The 19959-nt window shown below is 67.5% G+C and carries 20 protein-coding genes; 5 read left to right on the forward strand and 15 right to left on the reverse strand.

The features are described 5' to 3' along the window. Window positions 1-57 precede the first annotated feature (57 nt). The gene (locus HNQ66_RS07875; RefSeq protein WP_184142672.1) at window positions 58-948 is read left to right on the forward strand and encodes a DMT family transporter; all 891 of its coding nucleotides are present in this window, start codon (window positions 58-60) and stop codon (window positions 946-948) included. 10 nt (window positions 949-958) lie between these two features. Here HNQ66_RS07875 and HNQ66_RS07880 read toward each other — a convergent pair whose 3' ends face one another. The 9 genes from HNQ66_RS07880 to HNQ66_RS07920 form a co-directional block, all read right to left on the reverse strand. Further along, window positions 959-2938, reverse strand: coding sequence for a 3-hydroxyacyl-CoA dehydrogenase NAD-binding domain-containing protein (locus tag HNQ66_RS07880; protein WP_184142675.1), 1980 nt, complete (start codon window positions 2936-2938; stop codon window positions 959-961). 10 nt (window positions 2939-2948) lie between these two features. Beyond that, complete coding sequence (locus HNQ66_RS07885) at window positions 2949-3344, reverse strand: RidA family protein (protein ID WP_184142678.1); 396 nt, start codon at window positions 3342-3344, stop codon at window positions 2949-2951. Next, complete coding sequence (locus HNQ66_RS07890; protein ID WP_184143281.1) at window positions 3322-3753, reverse strand: thioesterase family protein; 432 nt, start codon at window positions 3751-3753, stop codon at window positions 3322-3324. The genes HNQ66_RS07885 and HNQ66_RS07890 overlap by 23 nt, the downstream gene beginning before the upstream one ends. Window positions 3754-3761: 8 nt before the next feature. Then, complete coding sequence (locus HNQ66_RS07895) at window positions 3762-4943, reverse strand: acyl-CoA dehydrogenase family protein (RefSeq protein WP_184142681.1); 1182 nt, start codon at window positions 4941-4943, stop codon at window positions 3762-3764. Window positions 4944-4945: 2 nt separating this feature from the next. Continuing rightward, the gene (locus tag HNQ66_RS07900) at window positions 4946-5788 is read right to left on the reverse strand and encodes an enoyl-CoA hydratase family protein (RefSeq protein ID WP_184142684.1); all 843 of its coding nucleotides are present in this window, start codon (window positions 5786-5788) and stop codon (window positions 4946-4948) included. An 11-nt stretch (window positions 5789-5799) separates the two neighbouring features. Further along, window positions 5800-6570, reverse strand: a complete 771-nt coding sequence (locus HNQ66_RS07905) for an SDR family NAD(P)-dependent oxidoreductase (protein WP_184142687.1) — start codon at window positions 6568-6570, stop codon at window positions 5800-5802. After that, window positions 6570-8888, reverse strand: coding sequence for a bifunctional salicylyl-CoA 5-hydroxylase/oxidoreductase (locus HNQ66_RS07910; RefSeq protein WP_184142689.1), 2319 nt, complete (start codon window positions 8886-8888; stop codon window positions 6570-6572). The genes HNQ66_RS07905 and HNQ66_RS07910 overlap by 1 nt, the downstream gene beginning before the upstream one ends. 122 nt (window positions 8889-9010) lie before the next feature. Next, entirely contained in the window at window positions 9011-9535 is a 525-nt protein-coding gene (locus HNQ66_RS07915) for a MarR family winged helix-turn-helix transcriptional regulator (RefSeq protein WP_184142693.1), read from the reverse strand. Between the two features lie 71 nt (window positions 9536-9606). Then, window positions 9607-10344, reverse strand: coding sequence for a GntR family transcriptional regulator (locus HNQ66_RS07920; protein ID WP_184142696.1), 738 nt, complete (start codon window positions 10342-10344; stop codon window positions 9607-9609). Between the two features lie 160 nt (window positions 10345-10504). On the opposite strand from HNQ66_RS07920, the gene HNQ66_RS07925 reads away from it, so the two are divergent. The 4 genes from HNQ66_RS07925 (at window position 10505) to kynU (ending at window position 14528) form a co-directional block, all read left to right on the forward strand. Continuing rightward, window positions 10505-11491, forward strand: a complete 987-nt coding sequence (locus HNQ66_RS07925; protein ID WP_184142699.1) for an ABC transporter substrate-binding protein — start codon at window positions 10505-10507, stop codon at window positions 11489-11491. 66 nt (window positions 11492-11557) lie between these two features. Beyond that, the gene (locus HNQ66_RS07930; RefSeq protein WP_184142702.1) at window positions 11558-12337 is read left to right on the forward strand and encodes an ABC transporter ATP-binding protein; all 780 of its coding nucleotides are present in this window, start codon (window positions 11558-11560) and stop codon (window positions 12335-12337) included. 4 nt (window positions 12338-12341) lie between these two features. Continuing rightward, complete coding sequence (locus HNQ66_RS07935) at window positions 12342-13265, forward strand: ABC transporter permease (RefSeq protein ID WP_184142705.1); 924 nt, start codon at window positions 12342-12344, stop codon at window positions 13263-13265. Window positions 13266-13280: 15 nt separating this feature from the next. Next, the gene (gene kynU / locus HNQ66_RS07940; protein ID WP_184142709.1) at window positions 13281-14528 is read left to right on the forward strand and encodes a kynureninase; all 1248 of its coding nucleotides are present in this window, start codon (window positions 13281-13283) and stop codon (window positions 14526-14528) included. A gap of 8 nt (window positions 14529-14536) precedes the next feature. Here kynU and HNQ66_RS07945 read toward each other — a convergent pair whose 3' ends face one another. The 6 genes from HNQ66_RS07945 to kynA form a co-directional block, all read right to left on the reverse strand. After that, on the reverse strand, window positions 14537-15223 hold the full coding sequence (locus tag HNQ66_RS07945; protein WP_184142712.1) for an ATP-binding cassette domain-containing protein: 687 nt from the start codon (window positions 15221-15223) through the stop codon (window positions 14537-14539). Beyond that, the gene (locus HNQ66_RS07950; RefSeq protein ID WP_184142715.1) at window positions 15220-15969 is read right to left on the reverse strand and encodes an ABC transporter ATP-binding protein; all 750 of its coding nucleotides are present in this window, start codon (window positions 15967-15969) and stop codon (window positions 15220-15222) included. Before HNQ66_RS07950 ends, HNQ66_RS07945 begins: the two co-directional genes overlap by 4 nt. Beyond that, window positions 15962-16933 (reverse strand): branched-chain amino acid ABC transporter permease, encoded by a 972-nt coding sequence (locus HNQ66_RS07955; RefSeq protein WP_184142718.1) that lies wholly within the window; start codon window positions 16931-16933, stop codon window positions 15962-15964. The genes HNQ66_RS07950 and HNQ66_RS07955 overlap by 8 nt, the downstream gene beginning before the upstream one ends. An 8-nt stretch (window positions 16934-16941) precedes the next feature. Next, a complete protein-coding gene (locus HNQ66_RS07960; protein ID WP_184142721.1) occupies window positions 16942-17862 on the reverse strand; it encodes an ABC transporter permease subunit in 921 nt (306 codons plus the stop codon). Window positions 17863-17944: 82 nt separating this feature from the next. Further along, window positions 17945-19081 (reverse strand): ABC transporter substrate-binding protein, encoded by a 1137-nt coding sequence (locus HNQ66_RS07965; protein WP_184142723.1) that lies wholly within the window; start codon window positions 19079-19081, stop codon window positions 17945-17947. Window positions 19082-19121: 40 nt separating this feature from the next. Beyond that, window positions 19122-19958 (reverse strand): tryptophan 2,3-dioxygenase, encoded by an 837-nt coding sequence (gene kynA, locus HNQ66_RS07970; protein ID WP_184142725.1) that lies wholly within the window; start codon window positions 19956-19958, stop codon window positions 19122-19124. Window position 19959: the final 1 nt, after the last annotated feature.

Here is a 19959-nt window from a genome sequence, read left to right on the forward strand (position 1 = left end):
CTTGGCCGCGGCCTTGTGCTATCAGCGGGTCCAAATAGATCCGAGTTGTATGCCCCAATGAGCCCAAAGACCCGCGGTTATCTCTTCGCCTTCCTGGCCATCTGCATCTTTGCCGGCCAGGATGCGATCACCAAATATCTTGGCGACCGTTATCCCGCCCTTTTCATCACGATGATCCGGTTCTGGGCCTTCGCGCTCTTCGTCTGCGGCTTTGCCGCCTCCTCGCCGGGCGGCATCCGCGCGGCCATCCGCACCCGCCGGCCCTGGCTGCAGGCCGCGCGCGGGCTCCTGCTCGTGGCAGAAATCGTCCTCATCGTCTTTTCCTATGTGCATGCCGGCCTTGCCATGAGCCAGTCGGTGTTCCAGGCGACGCCGCTCATCGTCACCGTCCTGTCGATCCCGCTGCTCGGCGAGGCCGTCGGCTGGCGGCGCGGGACCGCCGTGCTGGTGGGCCTTGTCGGGGTCCTCGTCATCATCAACCCCGTCGGCGTCCACTTCGACCTCTCGCTGCTCCTGCCGCTCGGCGCCTCCCTCCTCTTCGCGCTCTACAGCATCGCCACGCGCAAGGTGGGCTCCGAGGACACGGCCGTGACCAGCCTCTTCTACGCCGGCATCGTCGGCGCCGTGGCGATCTCGCTGATCGGCCCGTTCTACTGGACGGATGTCGAGCCGGCCGACTGGTTCGCGCTTGCCGCGCTCTGCGTCTGCGGCACGCTCAGCCACTACTATCTCATCCGGGCCTACGGGCTGCTGCAGGCGGCGGAGGTGCAGCCGGTCACCTATTTCCAGCTCGTGCTCAACGTGATCATCGCCGTCGCCTTCTTCGGCGAGGCGCTGTCGCTCCACATGGTCGTCGGCGCGCTGATCGTCGTCGGCGCCGGCCTCTTCACGATCTGGCGCGAGCACCAGCTCATCCGGCGGACGGCCGCCGGCAACTCGCCGGGCTGATCACGGCCGTTCAGGCCAACCGCTTCTCGTCCTGCCCTGCGGCGAACATCGGCCCGCCCTTGTGCGCGGGAAAGCCGTAGCCGTTGATCATGACCAGGTCGATATCGCCCGGCCGGGCGGCGATGCCTTCGGCAAGCAGCGCTCTCCCCTCGTCGGCCATCGCTTCGAGGAGACGGTCCACGATCTCCTGCGCGGTGAACGGGCGGGGCGTGATGCCCTTTGCCGCCCGCGCCGCTTCGATCATCGCCGTCACGGCGGGATCGTCCGTCCGTTTCCCGTCCGGATAGGCATACCAGCCGAGGCCGGTCTTGCGGCCGAGGCGGCCGGCCTCGCAGAGCCTGTCGGCGATCTTGACATAGCGCTCGGCGGGATTGCGGCTCGCGGCCTGCCGCTTGCGGCGCGCCCAGGCGATCTCGAGGCCCGCCATGTCATTGACGGCGAAGATGCCCATCGGAAAGCCGTAGGCTTCCAGGGCGGCGTCGATCTCGTGCGGCAGCGCGCCGTCCTCCAGCATGAATTCCGCCTGCCTGCGATAGGCCGAGAAGATGCGGTTGCCGATGAAGCCCTCGGTAACGCCACAGACGATGGGGAGCTTGCCGAGGCGCTTGACGAAGGCGAGCGCGCTCGCCAGCACGCCGGGCGCCGTGGCGGCGCAATCGACGACCTCCACCAGCCGCATGACATTGGCCGGCGAGAAGAAATGGAGGCCCACCACGCGGGAGGGATGGGCCGTGGCGGCGGCGATCGCATCGGGATCAAGATAGCTGGTATTGGTCGCGAGAATGGCGTCCGGCGCGACGATGCCGTCGAGCCTGCGGAACAGGTCGGTCTTGACCGCAAGGTCGTCGAAGACGGCCTCGATGACGAGATCCGCCGTTGCAAGGTCGGCCGCCTCGGCGGTCGTTTCGAGCCGCGCGAAGCAGGCATCGCGGGCCTCGCCGGTCAGGCGGCGGGATTGCACGGCCTTGTCGAGAAGGCCGGCCATGCGGACGCGCCCGTCAACGGCGGCCTCCGGCGTCTGCTCCAGCGCGACGACGCGATAGCCGCCGACGAGCGCCGAGACGGCGATGCCGGACCCCATCAACCCCGCGCCGACGACGCCCACGGTCCCGACCTGCCGCGGTGAAACCCCGTCGAGCTTGTCGACCTTGCCGGCGGCGCGCTCGGCGAAGAACACATGCCGCAGGGCTGCGGATTCGACGGAATCGCGCAGGCGCACGAAGGTCGCGCGCTCCTCTGCAAGCCCCCGCTCAAGGCCGAGTTGCCCTGCCGCCGCAACGAGCCGGCCGGCCTCGGCGGGCGCCGCCTGCCCCCGGCTTTTCGCAACGACCTTGGCCTGCGCCGCGGCAAGGGCAGCGGAATCCGCAGCGGGAACGGCAAGTTCGCCCGTCCGGCGGAGCGGCCGTCCGGCCTGTTCGCGCACGGCGGCGATGGCCGCGGCAACCGGATCGGCGGCGAGGGCATCGGCAAGGCCGAGCGCGACGGCCTCATCCGCCCTGACCGCGCGCCCCGTGCCGATGAGCTCGACGGCCGCGACCGTGCCGATCAGGCGCGGCAGGCGCTGGGTCCCGCCGGCGCCGGGAACGATGCCGAGCTTGACCTCCGGCAGGCCGAAGGACGCCTTCCCGCCGGCGATGCGGCCGTGGCAGGCAAGCGCCACCTCGCAGCCGCCGCCGAGCGCGGCGCCGTTCACGGCGCAGACGACCGGCTTTCCGAAGGCCTCGATGCGGCCGACGAGCGCGGGAAGCTGCGGCTCGGCCGGCGGCTTGCCGAATTCCCGGATATCGGCCCCGCCGATGAAGGTGCGGCCCGCGCCGGAAAGGACGAGCCCCGTGACAGCCGGCTCCCCGGCGGCGTGGTCCAGCGCCGCGGCAAGGCCGGAGCGGACATGGGCCGAGAGGGCGTTGACCGGCGGATTGTCGATGGCGACGACCAGCACGCCCTCCTGCAGGCGGGCCGTTACACTTTCCGAAAAACGCATCTCGTCCATCACGGCAGGCCTATTCGGGAATGACGGCGGTGGCCTGGATCTCGATCTTCGCCCGGTCTTCCACCAGCGCGACCACCTGCATCGCCGCCATGGCGGGATAATGCCTGCCGATGATCTCGCGGTAGGCCTCGCCGAGGCCGCGGAGGTTGGCGAGATATTCCTGCTTGTCGGTGAAATACCAGGTCATACTGGTGATGTGGCGGGGCTCCGCGCCGCCCGCGGCAAGCACGGCAACGACGTTCTTCAGCGTCTGGCGCACCTGCCCGACGAAATCGTCGGTCTCGAATTCGGAGTTCCCGTTCCAGCCGATCTGGCCGCCGACGAAAAGCGTGCGGCCGGTCGCCGCCACGCCGTTGGCATAGCCGATGGGCTTTGCCCAGCCTTCAGGTTGCAGGATGGTGTGCATGGGCCGTCTCCAGATGATGGGTCAGTGCGGCGCGGATATCGTCCGGCCAGGCAAGCGAGGTATTGGTGTCGAGCGAGGTGGCGACGATGCGGTGCCGCGCCGTCCAGAGCACGGTGTCTCCCCTCGAAACCGTGTGCTCCAGGTCGAGCGAAGAGCGGCCGATGGCGCGCACCGCAAGGGCGAAATCGAGCCTGTCGCCCTGAAAGCCCGGGCTCCTGAAGGTGAGGTCGAGGCGCACCGTCGGCACGCTCATGCGCCGCACCTCGTTCATCGCCCGCCAGGGAAAGCCGAGCGAGGTGAAGAAATCCTCCAGCACCCCGACGAGGATATCGAGATAGGACGGGAAATAGGCGATCCCCGAAGGGTCGCAATCGCCGAACCGCAGCGGCTTGCTGGTCGTGAACACGATGGCCGCTCCTATCCCGTTGCGCCCTTCATCAGCTCGCGGCCGATGACGAGCTTCTGGACCTCCGTCGCGCCCTCGTAGATGCGCAGCGCCCGGATCTCGCAATAGAGCCGTTCCGTGATCGCGCCGGATTGCACGCCCCTGCCGCCGAAGAGCTGGAGGGCCTGGTCGATGACCCATTGCGCGTTTTCCGTCGCGGTCATCTTGGCCATCGCGGCTTCGCGGGTCGTCGGAAGCTTCTGCACGTCGCGCCTCCAGGCGGTGCGGCCGGTCAGGAGTGCGGCGGCGTCGATGGCCGTCGCCATCTCGCCGAGCGTGCTCTGCGCGGTCGGCAGGTCGGCGAGCGTCGCGCCGAACATCTTCCGCCCTTTCGCATGCGCAACCGCCTCGTCGAGCGCGCGGCGGGCAAAGCCGGTCGCGGCGGCGGCGACGGAGGGGCGGAAGATATCGAGCGTGCGCATGGCGATCTTGAACCCCTCCCCCGGATTGCCGAGAAGCTGCGCGGCGGGAATGCGGCAATTCTCGAAGCGGATGCGGGCGAGCGGATGCGGCGCGATCGTCTCGATGCGCTCGGCGATGGTGAAGCCGGGCGTATCGGCGAAGACGACGAAGGCGGAGATGCCGCGCGTGCCGGGCGCCTCGCCGGTCCGCGCGAAGAGCGTGTAGACGTCGGCGATGCCGCCGTTGGAAATCCAGGTCTTCTCGCCGTTAAGGACGAAGTCGTCCCCCTCGCGCCGGGCAGCGCAGGCCATGGCGGCGACGTCCGATCCGGCATCGGGCTCGGAAAGGGCGAAGGCGGATATCCATTCGCCACGCGCGACTTTGGGAAGAACCTCTTCCTTCAGCGCCTGCGAGCCGGAGAGGCTGATCGCGCCCGTGCCGAGGCCCTGCATGGCGAAGGCGAAATCGGCAAGGCCGTCGGCATAGGCGAGCGTTTCGCGCAGGAGGCAGAGCGCCCGGCTGTCGATCTCCTCGCTCGCCCCGCCGAAGGCCTTCGGCACGCAATGGCGCAGAAGGCCGGCGGCTCCCAGCCTTGCGACCAGTTCCCGGCAGGCGGCATCGACATCGTGATGATCGATCGAACCGAGGCCGCCGCCGGCGACAAAGCCGTCGAGCTCGGCCGCAAGGGCGCGGTGGCCCTCGTCGAAGAACGGCCAGTCGAGATGATCGCGGGTCGGGGCCCTTGGCGGCATGGTCAGTTCCCCTCGAAAGCGGGCTTCGCCTTGGCGGCAAAGGCCTCGAAGGCGCGGCGGAAATCGCCGGTCGCCATGCAGATCGCCTGCGCCTGCGCCTCTGCCTCTATCAATTGGTCGATGCCCATCGCCCATTCCTGGTCGAGCATCTTCTTCGTCATGGCATGGGCGAACCAGGGACCGTCGGCGATGGTGCGGGCGAATGCCTGCGCCTCGGCGAGCAGGACCTCGCGCGGATGGAGGGCATTGTAGAAGCCCCAGGCGTGGCCTTCCGCAGCGGTCATGACCCGGCCGGTGAAGAGCAGCTCGGCGGCGCGGCCCTGCCCGATGATGCGGGGAAGGATGCCGCAGGCCCCCATGTCGGCGCCGGCAAGGCCGACGCGGGTGAAGAGGAACGCCGTCTTCGCCTCGGGCGTCGCCACGCGGAAATCCGCCGCCATCGCCAGGATCGCACCGGCGCCGGCGCAGATGCCGTCGACGGCGGCGATGACCGGCTGGGGGCAGGCCCGTATCTGGCGCACAAGCTCGCCCGTCATGCGGGTGAATGCCAGGAGATCCGGCATCGCCATCCGCGTCAGCGGCTCGATGATCTCGAACACGTCCCCGCCCGAGGAGAAATTGCCGGCGGCACCCGTCAGCACCACGGCGCGGACGTCGGCGGCATTTGCGAGCGAGCGGAAGAGATCGCCGAGCTCCTCGTAGCTCTCGAAGGTCAGCGGGTTCTTCTTGTCCGGACGGTTGAGCGTGATCGTGGCGACCCGGCCGTCGCCGTCCGTCTCGAACAGGAAGTGCCTTGCCTTGTGATCCTTGAAGGAGCGCTTCTTCGCCGCGATGGGATTGGTCATGTCGTCCTCCCTCAGAGAATTTCGCCGCCGGCGACCGCGATGGCCTGGCCGGTGATCGCGCCCGCCCCTTGCGAGACGAGCCAGGACACGGCATCGGCCACCTCGCCGGGCGTCACCAGCCGGCCCTGCGGATTGGAGCGCGCGAGGCTGGCGCGCGCCTCCTCGCGCGAGCGGCCGGTCTTCCGGCTGATCGTCTCGAGCGCGCCGTCGATGAGCGGCGTATCGGTGAAGCCCGGGCAGACGGCGTTGACGGTGACGTCCGTGCGCGCCAGCTCCAGCGCCAGCGCCCGCGTCAGGCCGATGACGCCGTGCTTGGAGGCGCAATAGGCCGAGACGTAAGGATAGCCGGTAAGGCCGGCGGTGCTGGCAACGTTGACGATGCGGCCGTTGCCGGCCCGGCGCACGGAGGCGAGCGCGGCCTGCGTCACCAGATAGACGCCCGTGAGGTTGATCGAGAGGACGCGCTGCCAGAGCGCAAGGTCCGTCTTCTCGAACGGCGCGGACGGCGCCTCGCCGGCGCAGTTGACGAGGACGGCGATCTCGCCTGCCGCCTCGATGGCGGCGGCGACGCCGCGCTCGACGGCTTCGGCGTCGGTCACATCGAAGCCGTCATGGACGAAGGCCTTTCCGCCGGATGCATGGATTTCGTCACGCACCGCCTCAAGGGGCGCCGCACGCCGGCCGGCAAGGCTCACGGCATGGCCGCTTCCGGCGAGCGCCAGCGCGATTGCCTTTCCGATGCCGCTTCCGGCGCCCGTGACGAAGGCGTGGCGCCTGCTCATCACTTGCCCGCCGTGGTCGCCGCGCGGGCGAGGTTGTTCACATATTGCGCGCGGGCGGAAAGATATTGCTTCGGCCAATGCTGCTCCTCGTAGCCGATCTTCGCCGCCTCGTGCATGACGAAGGACGGATCGGCAAGATGCGGGCGGGCGATGGCGCAAAGATCGGCGCGGCCGGCGGCGATGATGGAATTGGCGTGGTCGGCCTCCGAGATCGCCCCGACGGCGATGGTCGGAACCTGGATCTCGTTGCGGATCTTGTCGGAGAACGGCGTCTGGAACAGGCGGCCGTAGACCGGCTTGTCGTCCGTCACCACCTGGCCGGAAGAGCAGTCGATCATGTCCGCGCCGGCCTCCTTGAACAGGCGGGCGAAGATGGCGGCATCCTCCGGCGTGTTGCCGCCTTCGTGCCAGTCATTTGTCGACAGGCGCACGGAGATCGGCCTGTCCTCGGGCCAGGCCTTGCGGATGGCGCGGAACACTTCGAGCGGGAACCGGGCGCGGGCGGCATGGTCGCCGCCGTAGTCGTCGGTGCGACGATTGGTGAGCGGCGAAAGGAAGCTCGACAGCAGGTAGCCGTGCGCGGCATGGAGTTCGAGGATATCGAAGCCGATGTCGCGCGCCCGCTCGGTCGCGGCCACGAAATCCGCAACGACCCGGTCCATGTCCGCCCGCGTCATCTCGCGCGGCACCTGCGAATGCGCCAGATACGGCAGGGCCGAAGCCGAGATCAGCGGCCAGCCGCCTTCGGAAAGCGGCTGGTCGATGCCTTCCCAGGCAAGCTTCGTGGCGCCCTTGCGCCCGGCATGGCCGAGCTGGACGCCGATCTTGGCCGGCGTTTCGCGATGCACGAAATCGACCATTCGGCTGAAGGCTGCCTGCTGCTCGTCGTTCCACAGGCCGAGGCACCCGGGCGTGATGCGGGCATCGGGCGAAACGCAGGTCATCTCCGGGAAGACGAGCGCCGCCCCGCCCATGGCGCGCGCGCCGATATGCACGAGATGGAAATCGTTCGGTACGCCGTCCGTCGCCGAATACATCGCCATGGGCGAGACCACGATGCGGTTGCGGAGCGTCAGGCCGCGGATGGTGAACGGCGTGAACATCGGCGGGGGAACCGTCCCGTTCGCCGACGGCTCCAGGCCCGCCCGCCCGGCGAACCAGCGCTCGAAGCCTTCGAGCCAGTCCTTGTCGCGCAGGCGAAGGTTCTCGTGGCTGATGCGCTGCGAGCGCGTCAGCATGGAGTACATGAACTGCTCGGGCTCCAGCGTATCGGCGTAGCGCGTGCCGACCACCTCGAACCATTCCATGGCGTTGCGCGCGGCGTTCTGGATGCGGGCGACGTCGACGCGGCGCACCTCCTCGTAAGCGGCGAGCACGGCCGGGATGCTGGCCGTGTCGTGGCCGAGGATATCGAACTGCCGGGTGAGCTCGATCGCGTCGTCGATGGCGAGCTTGGTGCCCGAGCCGATGGCGAAATGGGCGGTGTGGGCGCTGTCGCCCATCAGCACGACATGGCTGTTGCCGTTGAAATGGCTCCATTTCTCGCAGATCAGCCGGCCGAAATTCAGCCAGGCCGAGCCGCGCAGGTGCCGCGCATTGGTCATCAGGCCATGGCCGTCGAGCGTTTCGGCGAAGAGCTTTTCGCAGAACTCGATGGACTGCTGCTGGTCCATCCTGTCGAGGCCGTGGGCCTTGTAGACCTCGTCCGTCGTCTCGACGATGAAGGTCGAGGTCGTCTCGTCGAAACGATAGATATGCGCCTGGAACCAGCCGTGCTCGGTGCGCTGGAAATCGAAGGTGAAGGCGTCGAAGCGCTTGTTCGTGCCGAGCCAGATATAGCGGTTCGGGCGCATCACCATGTCGGGCCGGAAGACGTCGGCATATCTGTTGCGGATGCGGGAATTGACGCCGTCGGCGGCGATGACGAGGTCCGCGTCCGGAAATTCCGTATCGCTCTCCACGTCGCGCTCGAAGAGGAGCTCGACGCCGAGCTCCAGGCAGCGGTCCTGCAGGATGTTGAGCATTTTCTTGCGGCCGATGCCGACGAAGCCATGGCCGGTGGTGCGGATCCTGCGACCCTTGAAGACGAGCTCGATATCGTCCCAGTGGTTGAAGGCGACCTCGATCGCCTCGGCCGTTTCCGGATCCCACTGGCGCATCGACTGCATGGTGGCGTCGGAGAAGACGACGCCCCAGCCGAAGGTATCGAAGGGCCGGTTGCGCTCGACGACGGTGACATGATGGGCGGGATGCTGGCGCTTCATCAGCAGCGCGAAATAGAGACCGGCCGGTCCACCACCGATGCAAACGATCCGCATGTCGTTCTCCTCCCGCGCCGATGCCGTTTCCGCATTCCGGACTGCGAAAGGCAGGGTGGACTCGTTCCGAAGAAATTTCAAGCTTAAAATTGTTTGGTGGAACGCCGCGGAGGAAGGGCCGGTCAGGCGCCCCGCGCAAGCGATGCGATGATGGAGCGCTTGAGCCTGGCGAGCTCGTCCATCAGCACGCTGCCGTCGTCCGGCGCGAGGCCGGCGAAGAGGTCGGAGATCCAGTCCGCGTGGCGTGCCGCCATCTTCTCGAATTCGGCGCGGCCGAAGGGCGTGAGCGCGATGATCTGCACGCGCCTGTCCGTCGGCAGGGTCGAGCGGCTCAGATGCCCGCTCTCGGTCAGCCGTTCCACCAGGACCGTGATATTGCCGGGCGAGACCATCATGCGCTTGGAGACTTCGCCGAGCACCATGCCGTCGGGCGCGCGTTCGAGCTGCGCCATCAGGTCGAAGCGCGGCAGGGTGGAATCGAACTCCTCGCGCAGCCGGCGGCGCACCTCGCTTTCGACCAGCGTCGAGCAGGTCAGCAGGCGCAGCCACAGCCGAAGCTCGGCGCGATGGTCGTGCGGCGCCTCGAGAGCCTTGGTTTCGCCATCCACCCAGTCCGGCGCGATGTCGAACGTGTCGTCACCCGTCATTGCAAACGCCCGCTTTCTATCCCGTCGCCTTGCCTTTTAGAGATGTTTCCCGCTCTTGGACAGGGCGGACGTCATGCAAGGGCGCGGCCGCCGTCCTCGGACTGCGAAAAGACGTGGATCGTAAAGCCGATATGGTCGGTCATCAGCGCCCTTGCCCGGTCGATGTCGCGGTCGAGCGCCGCTTCCATCAGCGCCGTGTGATGCTCGATCGCCATGGCGTCCTCAAGCGCGGCGACGGCCTCCCGGTATCCCTCGCTCATGCCTTCCGCAGCCCGCAGCGTCGGGGCGAGGCTGAGGAAGCGGTGATGGCGGCGCAACTGGTCGGAAATCGTCGACTGGAAGCGCGAGAGCCAGTTCGACCGCGCCGCGCCGATCAGCGCCGCATGGAAGGCCGCGTGCCGCTCGTCCCATTCGTCGATCTCGCTTTCCGAGACGTTGTCGATGGAGAGCCTACAGCGCGAAAGCCGGTAATGCGCGGTGACGACGGCGGATTCCCATTCGCTGCCGCCGTTCCCGATGGATTCGAGAAGAAGGGGAAGCTCGACGACCATGCGCGTGCGGGTGAGGTCTTCCAGTTCGGCGCGGGAGACGGGCGCGACGGCGAAGCCGCGATTGCTGACGGCGGTGACGAGCCCCTCGGCCTCCAGCCGCGACAGCGCCTCCCGCAACGGCGTCCAGCCGATCTCGTAACGGTCGCGCAGCGCGCCGAGCTTCATCGGCGCACCGGGCCTGAGGCGCGTTGCGAGGATATCCCGCCGCAAGAGCCGATAGGCCGATTCCGTCTTGGTCGATTGCACCTGATCCTGCATCGGGCTCCCTTAGCGCCTGATTCCGGCTGGCGCAAATATATATAGTTCCGGCCTCTCGATCAAAATATATATATTATTTGACAAGGCACCCCGCCCCCGCCATCATTCCCCGCAAGCCGCTGAGGGAACGGCGGCCGCTTGTCATATCTGGGAGGGTTACATGAGCAGGCTTGCAAAGACATGGCTTTCGGGATTGTTCGTCGCCGGGGCGCTCGCCTTGGGCGCGGGCACGGCTGCGGCCGAGCCGATCCGCATCGGCATCGCCAATTTCGGCGAGCATCCGCAGCTCGCCGCATCCATCGCCGGCTTCAAGAAGGCGATGGCGGAGAACGGCTTCGTCGAGGGCACCGACGTCGTCTATTCGGAGAGCCACACCAATTTCGACGCGTCGCTGGTGCCGCAGATGATCGCGAAACTGCAGGCCGAACAGCCGAAGCTGATCTACACGATCACCACGCCCGTCTCGCAGATCGCCAAGAAGGCGCTCGCCGGCTCCGGCATCCCGGTCGTCTTCTCGGCCGTCACCGATCCGGTCGCCGCCAAGCTGGTGCCGTCCTGGGAGGCCGGCGACGAAGGCATGACGGGCGCGACCGACCTTCAGGACGTCGCCGCCGTGATGGAATTCACCCACAAGCTGCTGCCGAATGCCAAGCGCTTCGGCGTGCCCTACAATCCGGGCGAGGCGAACGACACGGCGCTGCTCGACAAGATCAAGGAAGCCGCCCCCGCGGCCGGCTTCGAGGTCGTGGCCGTCGGCGTCGACAACGTCAACGACATCCAGCAGCGTATCGCCTCCTTCGCCGGCAAGGCCGACGTGATCTATACGCCGGCCTCCAACCTGCTGCAGCCGGCGATCGCCGCCGTTTCCGCCGCCGCGCGCCAGGCGCAGATCCCGATCGTCAACTCCGACGACGGGGCCGTGCGCGACGGCGTCGTTCCGGCAAGCTTCGCCGTGAACTACGAGCAGGTCGGCCTTGCCGCCGGCAGGATCGCCGCGGAAATCCTCAAGGGCAAGGATCCCAAGACCATCGCCCCCTGGCGTCCGGCCTACGAGGACCACCGCGCGCTGATCTCCAGGAAGACGCTCGCCGCATTCGGCGCCGAAGTGCCGGCTTCGCTTGCCGATTGCGGCTGCCAGATCGACTGACCGCACCTTCGGCCATGACGGGAACGGCGCGTGCCGCGCCGTTCCTCAAGAAAACAGGGGGAGCCAATGCTGGAAATCCGGTCGGCCCGCAAGGTGTTCTACAAGGGGCAGGCGGACGAGAAGATCGCCCTCGACGATCTCGACCTGCGGCTCGAAACAGGCGAGTTCGGCGTCGTCATCGGCTCGAACGGCGCGGGCAAGAGCAGCATGCTCAATGCCATTTCCGGGGCGCTCGTCCTCGATGCCGGCCGGATCGTCATCAACGGCGACGACGTGACGGCGATGCCCGTCCACAAGCGCGCCATGCGGCTGGCCCGCGTGTTCCAGGACCCGATGAAGGGCACGGCCGCCTCGATGACGGTCGCGGAGAACATGCTGCTCGCCGAGCTCCGGGCGAGCCGGCGGACGCTTCGCCGCGGCCTGAATCCGGCGCGGCTCGCCGCCTACCGGGAGCGCCTTTCGCTGCTCGGCCTCGGCCTCGAAAACCGCCTCGACACGCGCGTGGAGCTGCTTTCCGGCGGCCAGCGGCAATCGCTCTCGCTGATCATGGCGGTCGGCGGCTCGCCGGACCTGCTGCTGCTCGACGAGCACACGGCCGCGCTCGACCCGCGCACCGCCGACATCGTCATGCAGGCGACGGTCCGCGCCGTCGAGGCCCTGAAGCTGACGACGCTGATGGTGACGCACAACATGCAGCACGCCGTGGACTTCGGCCACCGGGTCGTCATGCTCGATGCCGGCCGCGTGCGCCTTCAAATCGCCGGCGATGAGAAGAAGGCGGTCACGGTCCCCGACCTGATCGGCCATTTCTCCGTCAAGACCGACCGCATGTTCCTGGCGAGCTGAGATCATGGATTTCCTGCAAGACACCCTCGCGAGCTTCGTCTCGCTCGTTCCCGTCACGCTGGCGCAGAGCCTCATCCTCGCCTTCGTCGTGCTCGGCATCATGATCCCGTTCCGCATGCTGAGCTTTCCGGACCTGACCAGCGAGGGCGCCTTCCCGCTCGGCGGCTGCGTCTGCGGCGTGCTGATGGCGGCCGGAATGCCGCCGGTTCCGGCGATCCTCGCCGCGCTCCTCGCCGGTTTCCTCGCCGGCTGCTGCACCGCCTTCATCCACCTGCGCTTCCGCATCCATACGCTGCTTGCCGGCATCCTGATGATGACGATGCTCTATTCGGTCAACCTGCGCATCATGGGCCGCTCGAACCTCTCGGTCTTCGGCTCGCCGACCGTCTTCGACCGGGTGCCCTTCCTTCAGCCGGGCTTCCCGGCGAGCAAGATCGTGATGGCGGGCGCCATCGGCCTCCTCGCCTTCCTCCTGCTCCTGCATTTCTTCCGCACGGAGAAGGGCACGGCCGTGCGCGCCGTCGGCGCCAATCCCGAAATGGCCGAGGCGCAGGGCATCAATGTCTGGCTCGCCACCATCGGCGGGGTCGGGCTTGCCGGCGCGTTCTCGGCGGCGAGCGGCGCGCTGATGGTGCAGTCGCAGGGCTTCGCCGACGTCAATATGGGCCTCGGCATCCTGATCAACGGGCTTGCCGCGCTGATGATCGGCGAGGCGATCGTCGGCAAGCAGAGCGTGCTGCGCCAGCTCGCCGCGCCCTTCGTCGGCGCGGTCGTCTATTACCAGCTCGTCTCCTTCTGCCTTGCCGCCGGCATGCCGCCGCCGGACCTCAAGCTGGCGACGGGCCTCTTCGTGCTCGCCATGCTGGCCCTGCCGAGCCTCAAGCGCAGCCGCGGGCCGGCGCCCGCCCGCGAGACCTTCCGTGAATAGCCAAGGACTGCCCTCATGACCGCACTTCCCGATCTTGCCGCAATCGAGGCCATGGACGCCGCCGACGGCCTGCGCGCCATGCGCGAGCGCTTCATCCTGCCGGAAGGGCTCGTCTATCTCGACGGCAATTCCCTCGGTGTCGCATCGAAAGCCGCCTTCACGGAATTGCAGGCGGCCGCCGCCGAGGAATGGGGGCAAGACCTCATCCGAAGCTGGAACACGGCCGGCTGGTTCGACATGCCGCTCACGCTCGGCGACCGGGTCGGGCGTCTCGTCGGGGCGGCCGCCGGCCAGACGGCCGTCTGCGACACGACGTCGATCAACATCTACAAGGCCCTGCACGCGGCAATGGCGCTGCGGCCGGACCGCACGATCATCGTCGCCGAGGCCGGCAGCTTCCCGACGGACATCTACATGGCCGAGGGCGTCGTCTCGACGCGTCCGGGCGCATCGCTCCGCCTCGAAGGCGTCGACGCGCCGGAGATCGAGGACCTGATCGACGGCGATGTCGCCGTGGTCCTCGTCAACCACGTCAACTACAAGTCCGGCGAGCTGCGCGACATGGCGGCGCTGACGCAGAAGGCCCACGAACACGGCGCGCTCGTCATCTGGGACCTCTGCCACACGGCCGGCGCCCTGCCGGTCGATCTCGACGGCGCGAAGGCCGACTTCGCCGTCGGCTGCACCTACAAGTATCTCAACGGCGGCCCCGGCGCGCCGGCTTTCGTCTATGCCGCGGCCCGCCACCACGGCGCCATCAGCCAGCCGCTCAGCGGCTGGTGGGGTCACGCCCGGCCCTTCGCCTTCGAAAAGCACTATGCGGCCGGCGAAGGCATCCGCCGCTTCCTCTGCGGCACGCAGCCGATCCTCTCGCTTCGCGCGCTCAAGGGCGCGCTCGACATCTGGGACGAGGTCGACATGGCGGCGCTACGCGAAAAGAGCCTCGGCCTCACCGATCTCTTCATCGCGCTCGTCGAGGAAAAATGCGCGGCCTACGGTCTCGAATTCGAAAGCTCGCGCGAGCGGGAAAAGCGCGGCAGCCAGGTCTCGTTCCGCCATCCGCACGCCTACGAGATCATGCAGGCGCTGATCGCCCGCGGCGTCATCGGCGACTTCCGCGCCCCCTCGACCATGCGCTTCGGCTTCACGCCGCTCTACCTGCGCTATGCCGACGTGTGGCGGGCGGTCGAGATCCTGGAGGAGATCCTGCGCACCGGCGCGTGGCAGGATGCGCGCTTCGCGGTCCGGTCCGCCGTGACCTGAGGCCGCGGTCAGACGCCGAGATAGCGGTCCTGGAGCTCCGGCGTCAGCGCCGCCGGCGCGCCCTCGAAGACCGTCCTGCCCTTTTCCAGCACGAAACAGCGATCGGCCACCGGCAGGAGTTCGGCGAGCGTCTTGTCGACGACGAGGATCGATTGTCCCGCCGCCTTCAGCTTGCGGATCGCCGACCAGATATCCTGCCGGATGACCGGGGCAAGCCCCTCCGTCGCCTCGTCGAGGACGAGGAGGCGCGGATTGGTCATCAGCGCGCGGCCGATGGCGAGCATCTGCTGCTCGCCGCCCGAGAGCGTCCTTGCATATTGATTGCGCCGCTCGCCGAGACGGGGGAAGAGGTCCACGACCTTCTCGAAGGTCCACGCGCTGCCGCGCGCGGTGGCAAGGAGGTTCTCCATCACCGTCAAGTTGGGAAAGCAGCGCCTTCCCTCCGGCACGAGGCCGAGGCCGAGCCGCGCGATCCGGTGCGGCCGCATGCCGAAGATCGCCGTGCCGCCGAAATTGATCGCACCGGCGCGCGGGCGCACGAGGCCGATGATCGAGCTGATCGTCGTCGTCTTGCCCATGCCGTTGCGCCCCATCAGCGCGACGACCTCCCCTTCCCCGATATCGAGATCGACGCCGAAGAGCGCCTGCGAGGCGCCGTAGAAGGTTTCAAGGCCCCTGACTTCGAGAAGGGTCACGCGGCTTCTCCGAGATAGGCGCGGCGGACCTCCGGGTCGCTGCGGATTTCATCGACCGTCCCCGTCGCGACGATGCGGCCGTAGACGAGCACCGAGACCCGGTCCGCCAGCGCGAAGACCGCGTCCATGTCGTGCTCCACCAGAAGCATCGGCGCTTCGTGGCGAAGCCCGTCGAGGAACCGGGTCAACTGCTTGGATCCTTCCGGCCCCATGCCCGCCATCGGCTCGTCGAAGAGGAAGGCCTTCGGCGAAAGGGCGAGCGCGATGGCGATTTCGAGCTGCCGGCGCTCGCCGTGTGAGAGCTCGGCCGCCGGCACATGAGCGCGGGCGGCAAGGCCGACGCGCTCCAGCATGGCCATTGCCGGCTCGATGAGGCTTTTGTCGCCCGCCACCTGCCGGAAGAAGCGGAAGCTGCTGCCCTTCTTCGCCTGCACGGCCAGCATGACGTTGCGCAGCGCCGAGAACTCCTGGGCGAGCGAGGAGATCTGGAAGCTGCGGGCAAGGCCGAGTTGCGCACGCGCCGCCATGTCGAGCCCGCCGATATCCCGGCCGAGGAAGCGGATCGTGCCGCTGTCGGCGCGGAGCGTGCCGGCGATCTGGTGGATGAGCGTGCTCTTGCCGGCGCCGTTCGGGCCGATCAGCGCGTGGATCTGGCCGGGTTTGAGGTCGAGGCTGACCCCGTCCGTCGCCTTCAGCGCATTGAAGGACTTGCGCAGGTCCCGGATTTCGAGAACGGGCTCAGACATGGCGCGCCTTTCCCGAAAGAAGCCCCAGCAGGCCGCCGCGCGCAAAAAGCACGATGACGAGCAGGATGAGGCCGAGGAAGAATTGCCAGCGCTCGGTGATGCCGCCGAGCACGTATTCGAGGCAGACGAAGATCATCGCGCCGGCGACCGGCCCGAAGAGCCGCCCCTTGCCGCCGAGGATGATGAGGACGATGAGTTCGCCCGACATCTGCCAGGAGAGCATGGACGGGCCGACGAAGCGGTTGAGATCGGCATAGAGCGCGCCGGCAAGCCCGGTGATCATCGCCGACAGCGTGAAGGCGGCAAGCCGGATTTTGAAGGGCGGGATGCCGACGGCGGCAAGACGCGTGCCGTTCTGCCGCGCCGCCTGCAGCGCGCTGCCGAAGCGCGAGCCCTCGACGAGGCGGAAGAGGAGGAGCGTCGCCATCAGCACGGCAAGGCAGACGAGGAAATAGGGCAGCGGCTTCGCCGTGTTGACGCCGGGAAAGGCGTTGCGCACGTAGATCGACAGGCCGTCCTCGCCGCCGTAGGCCGGCCAGGAGATCGCGAAATAGTAGATCATCTGCGCGAAGGCGAGCGTGATCATGATGAAGTAGACGCCGGTGGTGCGCAGGCTGATCGCGCCGATCGGCAGGGCGACGAGGCCGGCGACCGCGACGGCCACGAGCCAGATCAGCGGCATGAAGGTCGTGCCCGGAATGCCGGCGAAGAGCGGCTCGGCGTTGAACGCATGGGTTGCCAGGATGCCCGCGACATAGCCGCCGAGACCGAAGAAGGCGACATGGCCGAAGGAGAGCAGCCCGCCGAGGCCGAGCGCCAGGTTGAGGCCGGCAGCGGCGAGCGCCAGCACGACGACCCGGGTGGCGAGCGTCACGTAGAAGGGCTCGCCCATGCCGGCCGCGATCAGCGGCACGCCGATGAGCAGGAGAGCGAGCAGAAGGTTGACGGCGGATTCGCGGTTCATCGGCCCCCTCACGTCTCGGCCGCGAACAGGCCGCTCGGCCGGAAGGCGAGGATGAGGGCCATAACGACGTAGATCAGCATGGAGGCGAGCGCCGCGCCGATGGTGGTGGCCTGCGCGGCGGGCATGGTGAGCGCCAGAAGCGAGGGCAGCAGGAAGCGGCCCATCGTATCGACGACCCCGACGATGACGGCGCCGACGAGCGCTCCCTTGATGGAGCCGATGCCGCCGATGACGATGACGACGAAGGCGAGGATGAGCACGGGCTCGCCCATGCCGACCTGCACGGACTGGAGCGCGCCGACGAGCGCGCCGGCAAGGCCGGCAAGCGCCGCGCCGAGCGCGAAGACGACCGTATAGAGCGTGCTGATATCGACGCCGAGGGCCGCGATCATCTCGCGGTCGGATTCGCCGGCGCGGATGCGCATGCCGAGGCGCGTCTTCGAGATCAGGAGATAGAGGCCGATGGCGACGAGGAAGCCGACGGCGATGATCGCGAGGCGATAGAGCTGGTACTGCCCGCCGCCCGGCAGCGGCACCGCGCCCTGCAATTGCCTGGGGATGTCGAGATAGAGCGGGAACGAGCCGAAGAGCCAGCGCGCGCCCTCCGACAGGATCAGGATGAGGGCGAAGGTGGCGAGCACCTGGTCGAGATGGTCGCGGTCGTAGAGCCGGCGGATGACGGCGACCTCGATGAGCGCGCCGACGCCGGCGGCGGCCGCAAGGCTGGCGACAAGGCCGAGCCAGAAGGAGCCGGTCGCCGCCGCAATCGTCGCGCAGGCGAAGGCGCCGACCATGTAGAGCGAGCCGTGGGCGAGATTGATGAGGCCCATGACGCCGAAGATCAGCGTCAGGCCGGCGGCCATCAGAAACAGCATCACGCCGAGCTGCAGCCCGTTGAGCAATTGTTCGATCAGGAGTGCGGTGAACACGGCGTCGATCCAAACTTCGGGTCGGGAGCGCCCGGGCACCGGCGGAAGGCCGGATGCCCGGGCGGTCGGACGTCAGCGGTTCCTAGAGGCCGCACTGTTCGGCATAGGCGTCCTTGTGCTTTTCGAAGGCGGTCGCGATGATCTTGTTGGTCAGCACGTCGCCGTCCTTCACCACCTCGCGCACGTAGATGTTCTGGATCGGATGCTGGTTGTTGTTGAAGGCGAAGTCGCCGCGCACGGACTTGAAGTCCGCGGCCTTCAGCGCCGCGCGGAAGGCGTCCTTGTCCTTGACGCTGGCTTTCGACAGCGCCGAGAGGATGAGGTTCGCCGTATCCCAGCTCTGCGCCGCATAGATCGACGGCAGGCGGTCATATTCGGCCTTGAAGCTTTCGACGAAGGCCTTGCTCGCCTCGTTGTCGAGGTCGGGCGACCAGCTCGCGGAGTTCTTCACGCCGAGCGCCGCATCACCCACGGCCGGCAGCACGTCCTGGTCGAAGGAGAAGCTCGGCCCCATGACCGGAATGCCGACGCCGGACTGGGCATACTGCTTCATGAAGGCGATGCCCATGCCGCCGGGCAGGAAGAAGTAGACGGAATCAGCGCCCGAGGCGCGGATCTGCGCGATCTCGGCCGCATAGTCCGTCTGGCCGACCTGGGTATAGACCTCGCCGGAAAGCGTGCCCTTGTAGTAGCGCTTGAAGCCGGTCAGCGCGTCCTTGCCGGCCGGATAGTTGGGCGCCAGGATGAAGGTGTTCTTGTAGTCCTTGTTGGCGTATTCGCCCATCGCCTCGTGGAAGTTGTCGTTCTGGTAGGCGACGTTGAAATAGTTGGCGTTGCAGTTTGCGCCGGCAAGCGCCGACGGGCCGGCATTCGGCGACAGGTAGATGATGTCCTGCGCCACCGCATTCGGCACGACGGCCATGGCGAGGTTCGACCAGATGATGCCCGTCATCAGGTCGACCTTGTCGCCCTGGATCATCTTCTCGGCGATCTGCACCGCCAGTTCCGGCTTCTGGGCGTCGTCCTCCACGACGAGCTCGATATCCTTGTTGCCCGACTGCTTGATGGCGAGCTGGAAGGCATCGCGCATGTCGATGCCGAGGCCCGCGCCGCCGCCCGAAAGCGTGGTGATGACGCCGATCTTCACCGGCTCGGCATGGGCAAGGCCGGATGTTGCCAGCGAAAGGCCGAAGAGGCTTGCCGTCAGAATGCGCTTCATGCTGTTCTCCTCATTATGGTTCGATTATTATTGTGTTCTATCAAAGGTCTGTACGTACATGCCATAACTCGGGGAAGAGTTCTACTTCGAGCATCTTCTTCAGGTAGGACGCGCCGGAGGTTCCGCCCGTGCCCCGCTTGAAGCCGATGATGCGCTCGACGGTCGTGACGTGGTTGAAGCGCCAGCGGCGGAAATAATCCTCGAAATCGACCAGCTTCTCGGCAAGCTCGTAGAGCATCCAGTAGCGCCTCGGATCGCGGTAGACGGCCTGCCAGGCCGCAAGGACCTTCTCGTTCTCCGCGCGCGTCTCGCGCCAGTCGCCGCGCTCCTCCTCCCCGCCGACGTCGAAGCCGTTGCGCGCGAGGAGCCGGATCGCCTCGTCGTAGAGCGAGGGCGCGGCAAGGATCGCCTCCAGCTTCTCAAGGATGTCCGGCCGGTGGGCGTGCGGGCGCAGCATGGCGAGGTTGCGATTGCCGGCCAGGAACTCGATCGCCCGGTATTGCCAGGACTGGAAGCCGGAGGACTGGCCGAGCGACTGGCGGAATTCGGTATATTCGCTCGGCGTCATCGTGCGCAGCACGTCCCAGGCGTTGTTGAGCTGCTCGAAGATGCGGGCGACGCGCGTCAGCATCTTGAAGGCGGGCTCCAGCCTGTCCTCGCGGATCGAGCGCACCGCCGAGCCGATCTCGTGCAGGGCGAGCTTCATCCAGAGCTCGGAGGTCTGGTGCTGGATGATGAAGAGCATCTCGTCATGCGCGGACGAAAGCGGCTCCTGCGCGGTCAGCACCTTCTCCAGCATGAGATAGTCGCTATAGGACATGCGCCCTTCGAACGACATCTGCGCGCCTTCGCCGGAAGGATCGTAGGGCTTGCCCATC

The sequence above is a fragment of the Shinella fusca genome (assembly GCF_014203155.1).
GTDB lineage: Bacteria > Pseudomonadota > Alphaproteobacteria > Rhizobiales > Rhizobiaceae > Shinella > Shinella fusca.

What these genes read in the sequence shown, in the direction of transcription:
- HNQ66_RS07875 (WP_184142672.1), top strand. Translation starts at nt 58, where the DNA reads ATGAGCCCAAAGACCCGCGGTTATCTCTTCGCCTTCCTGGCCATCTGC.
- HNQ66_RS07880 (WP_184142675.1), bottom strand. Translation starts at nt 2,938, where the DNA reads ATGGACGAGATGCGTTTTTCGGAAAGTGTAACGGCCCGCCTGCAGGAG.
- HNQ66_RS07885 (WP_184142678.1), bottom strand. Translation starts at nt 3,344, where the DNA reads ATGCACACCATCCTGCAACCTGAAGGCTGGGCAAAGCCCATCGGCTAT.
- HNQ66_RS07895 (WP_184142681.1), bottom strand. Translation starts at nt 4,943, where the DNA reads ATGCCGCCAAGGGCCCCGACCCGCGATCATCTCGACTGGCCGTTCTTC.
- HNQ66_RS07900 (WP_184142684.1), bottom strand. Translation starts at nt 5,788, where the DNA reads ATGACCAATCCCATCGCGGCGAAGAAGCGCTCCTTCAAGGATCACAAG.
- HNQ66_RS07905 (WP_184142687.1), bottom strand. Translation starts at nt 6,570, where the DNA reads ATGAGCAGGCGCCACGCCTTCGTCACGGGCGCCGGAAGCGGCATCGGA.
- HNQ66_RS07910 (WP_184142689.1), bottom strand. Translation starts at nt 8,888, where the DNA reads ATGCGGATCGTTTGCATCGGTGGTGGACCGGCCGGTCTCTATTTCGCG.
- HNQ66_RS07915 (WP_184142693.1), bottom strand. Translation starts at nt 9,535, where the DNA reads ATGACGGGTGACGACACGTTCGACATCGCGCCGGACTGGGTGGATGGC.
- HNQ66_RS07920 (WP_184142696.1), bottom strand. Translation starts at nt 10,344, where the DNA reads ATGCAGGATCAGGTGCAATCGACCAAGACGGAATCGGCCTATCGGCTC.
- HNQ66_RS07925 (WP_184142699.1), top strand. Translation starts at nt 10,505, where the DNA reads ATGAGCAGGCTTGCAAAGACATGGCTTTCGGGATTGTTCGTCGCCGGG.
- HNQ66_RS07930 (WP_184142702.1), top strand. Translation starts at nt 11,558, where the DNA reads ATGCTGGAAATCCGGTCGGCCCGCAAGGTGTTCTACAAGGGGCAGGCG.
- HNQ66_RS07935 (WP_184142705.1), top strand. Translation starts at nt 12,342, where the DNA reads ATGGATTTCCTGCAAGACACCCTCGCGAGCTTCGTCTCGCTCGTTCCC.
- kynU (WP_184142709.1), top strand. Translation starts at nt 13,281, where the DNA reads ATGACCGCACTTCCCGATCTTGCCGCAATCGAGGCCATGGACGCCGCC.
- HNQ66_RS07950 (WP_184142715.1), bottom strand. Translation starts at nt 15,969, where the DNA reads ATGTCTGAGCCCGTTCTCGAAATCCGGGACCTGCGCAAGTCCTTCAAT.
- HNQ66_RS07955 (WP_184142718.1), bottom strand. Translation starts at nt 16,933, where the DNA reads ATGAACCGCGAATCCGCCGTCAACCTTCTGCTCGCTCTCCTGCTCATC.
- HNQ66_RS07965 (WP_184142723.1), bottom strand. Translation starts at nt 19,081, where the DNA reads ATGAAGCGCATTCTGACGGCAAGCCTCTTCGGCCTTTCGCTGGCAACA.
- kynA (WP_184142725.1), bottom strand. Translation starts at nt 19,958, where the DNA reads ATGGGCAAGCCCTACGATCCTTCCGGCGAAGGCGCGCAGATGTCGTTC.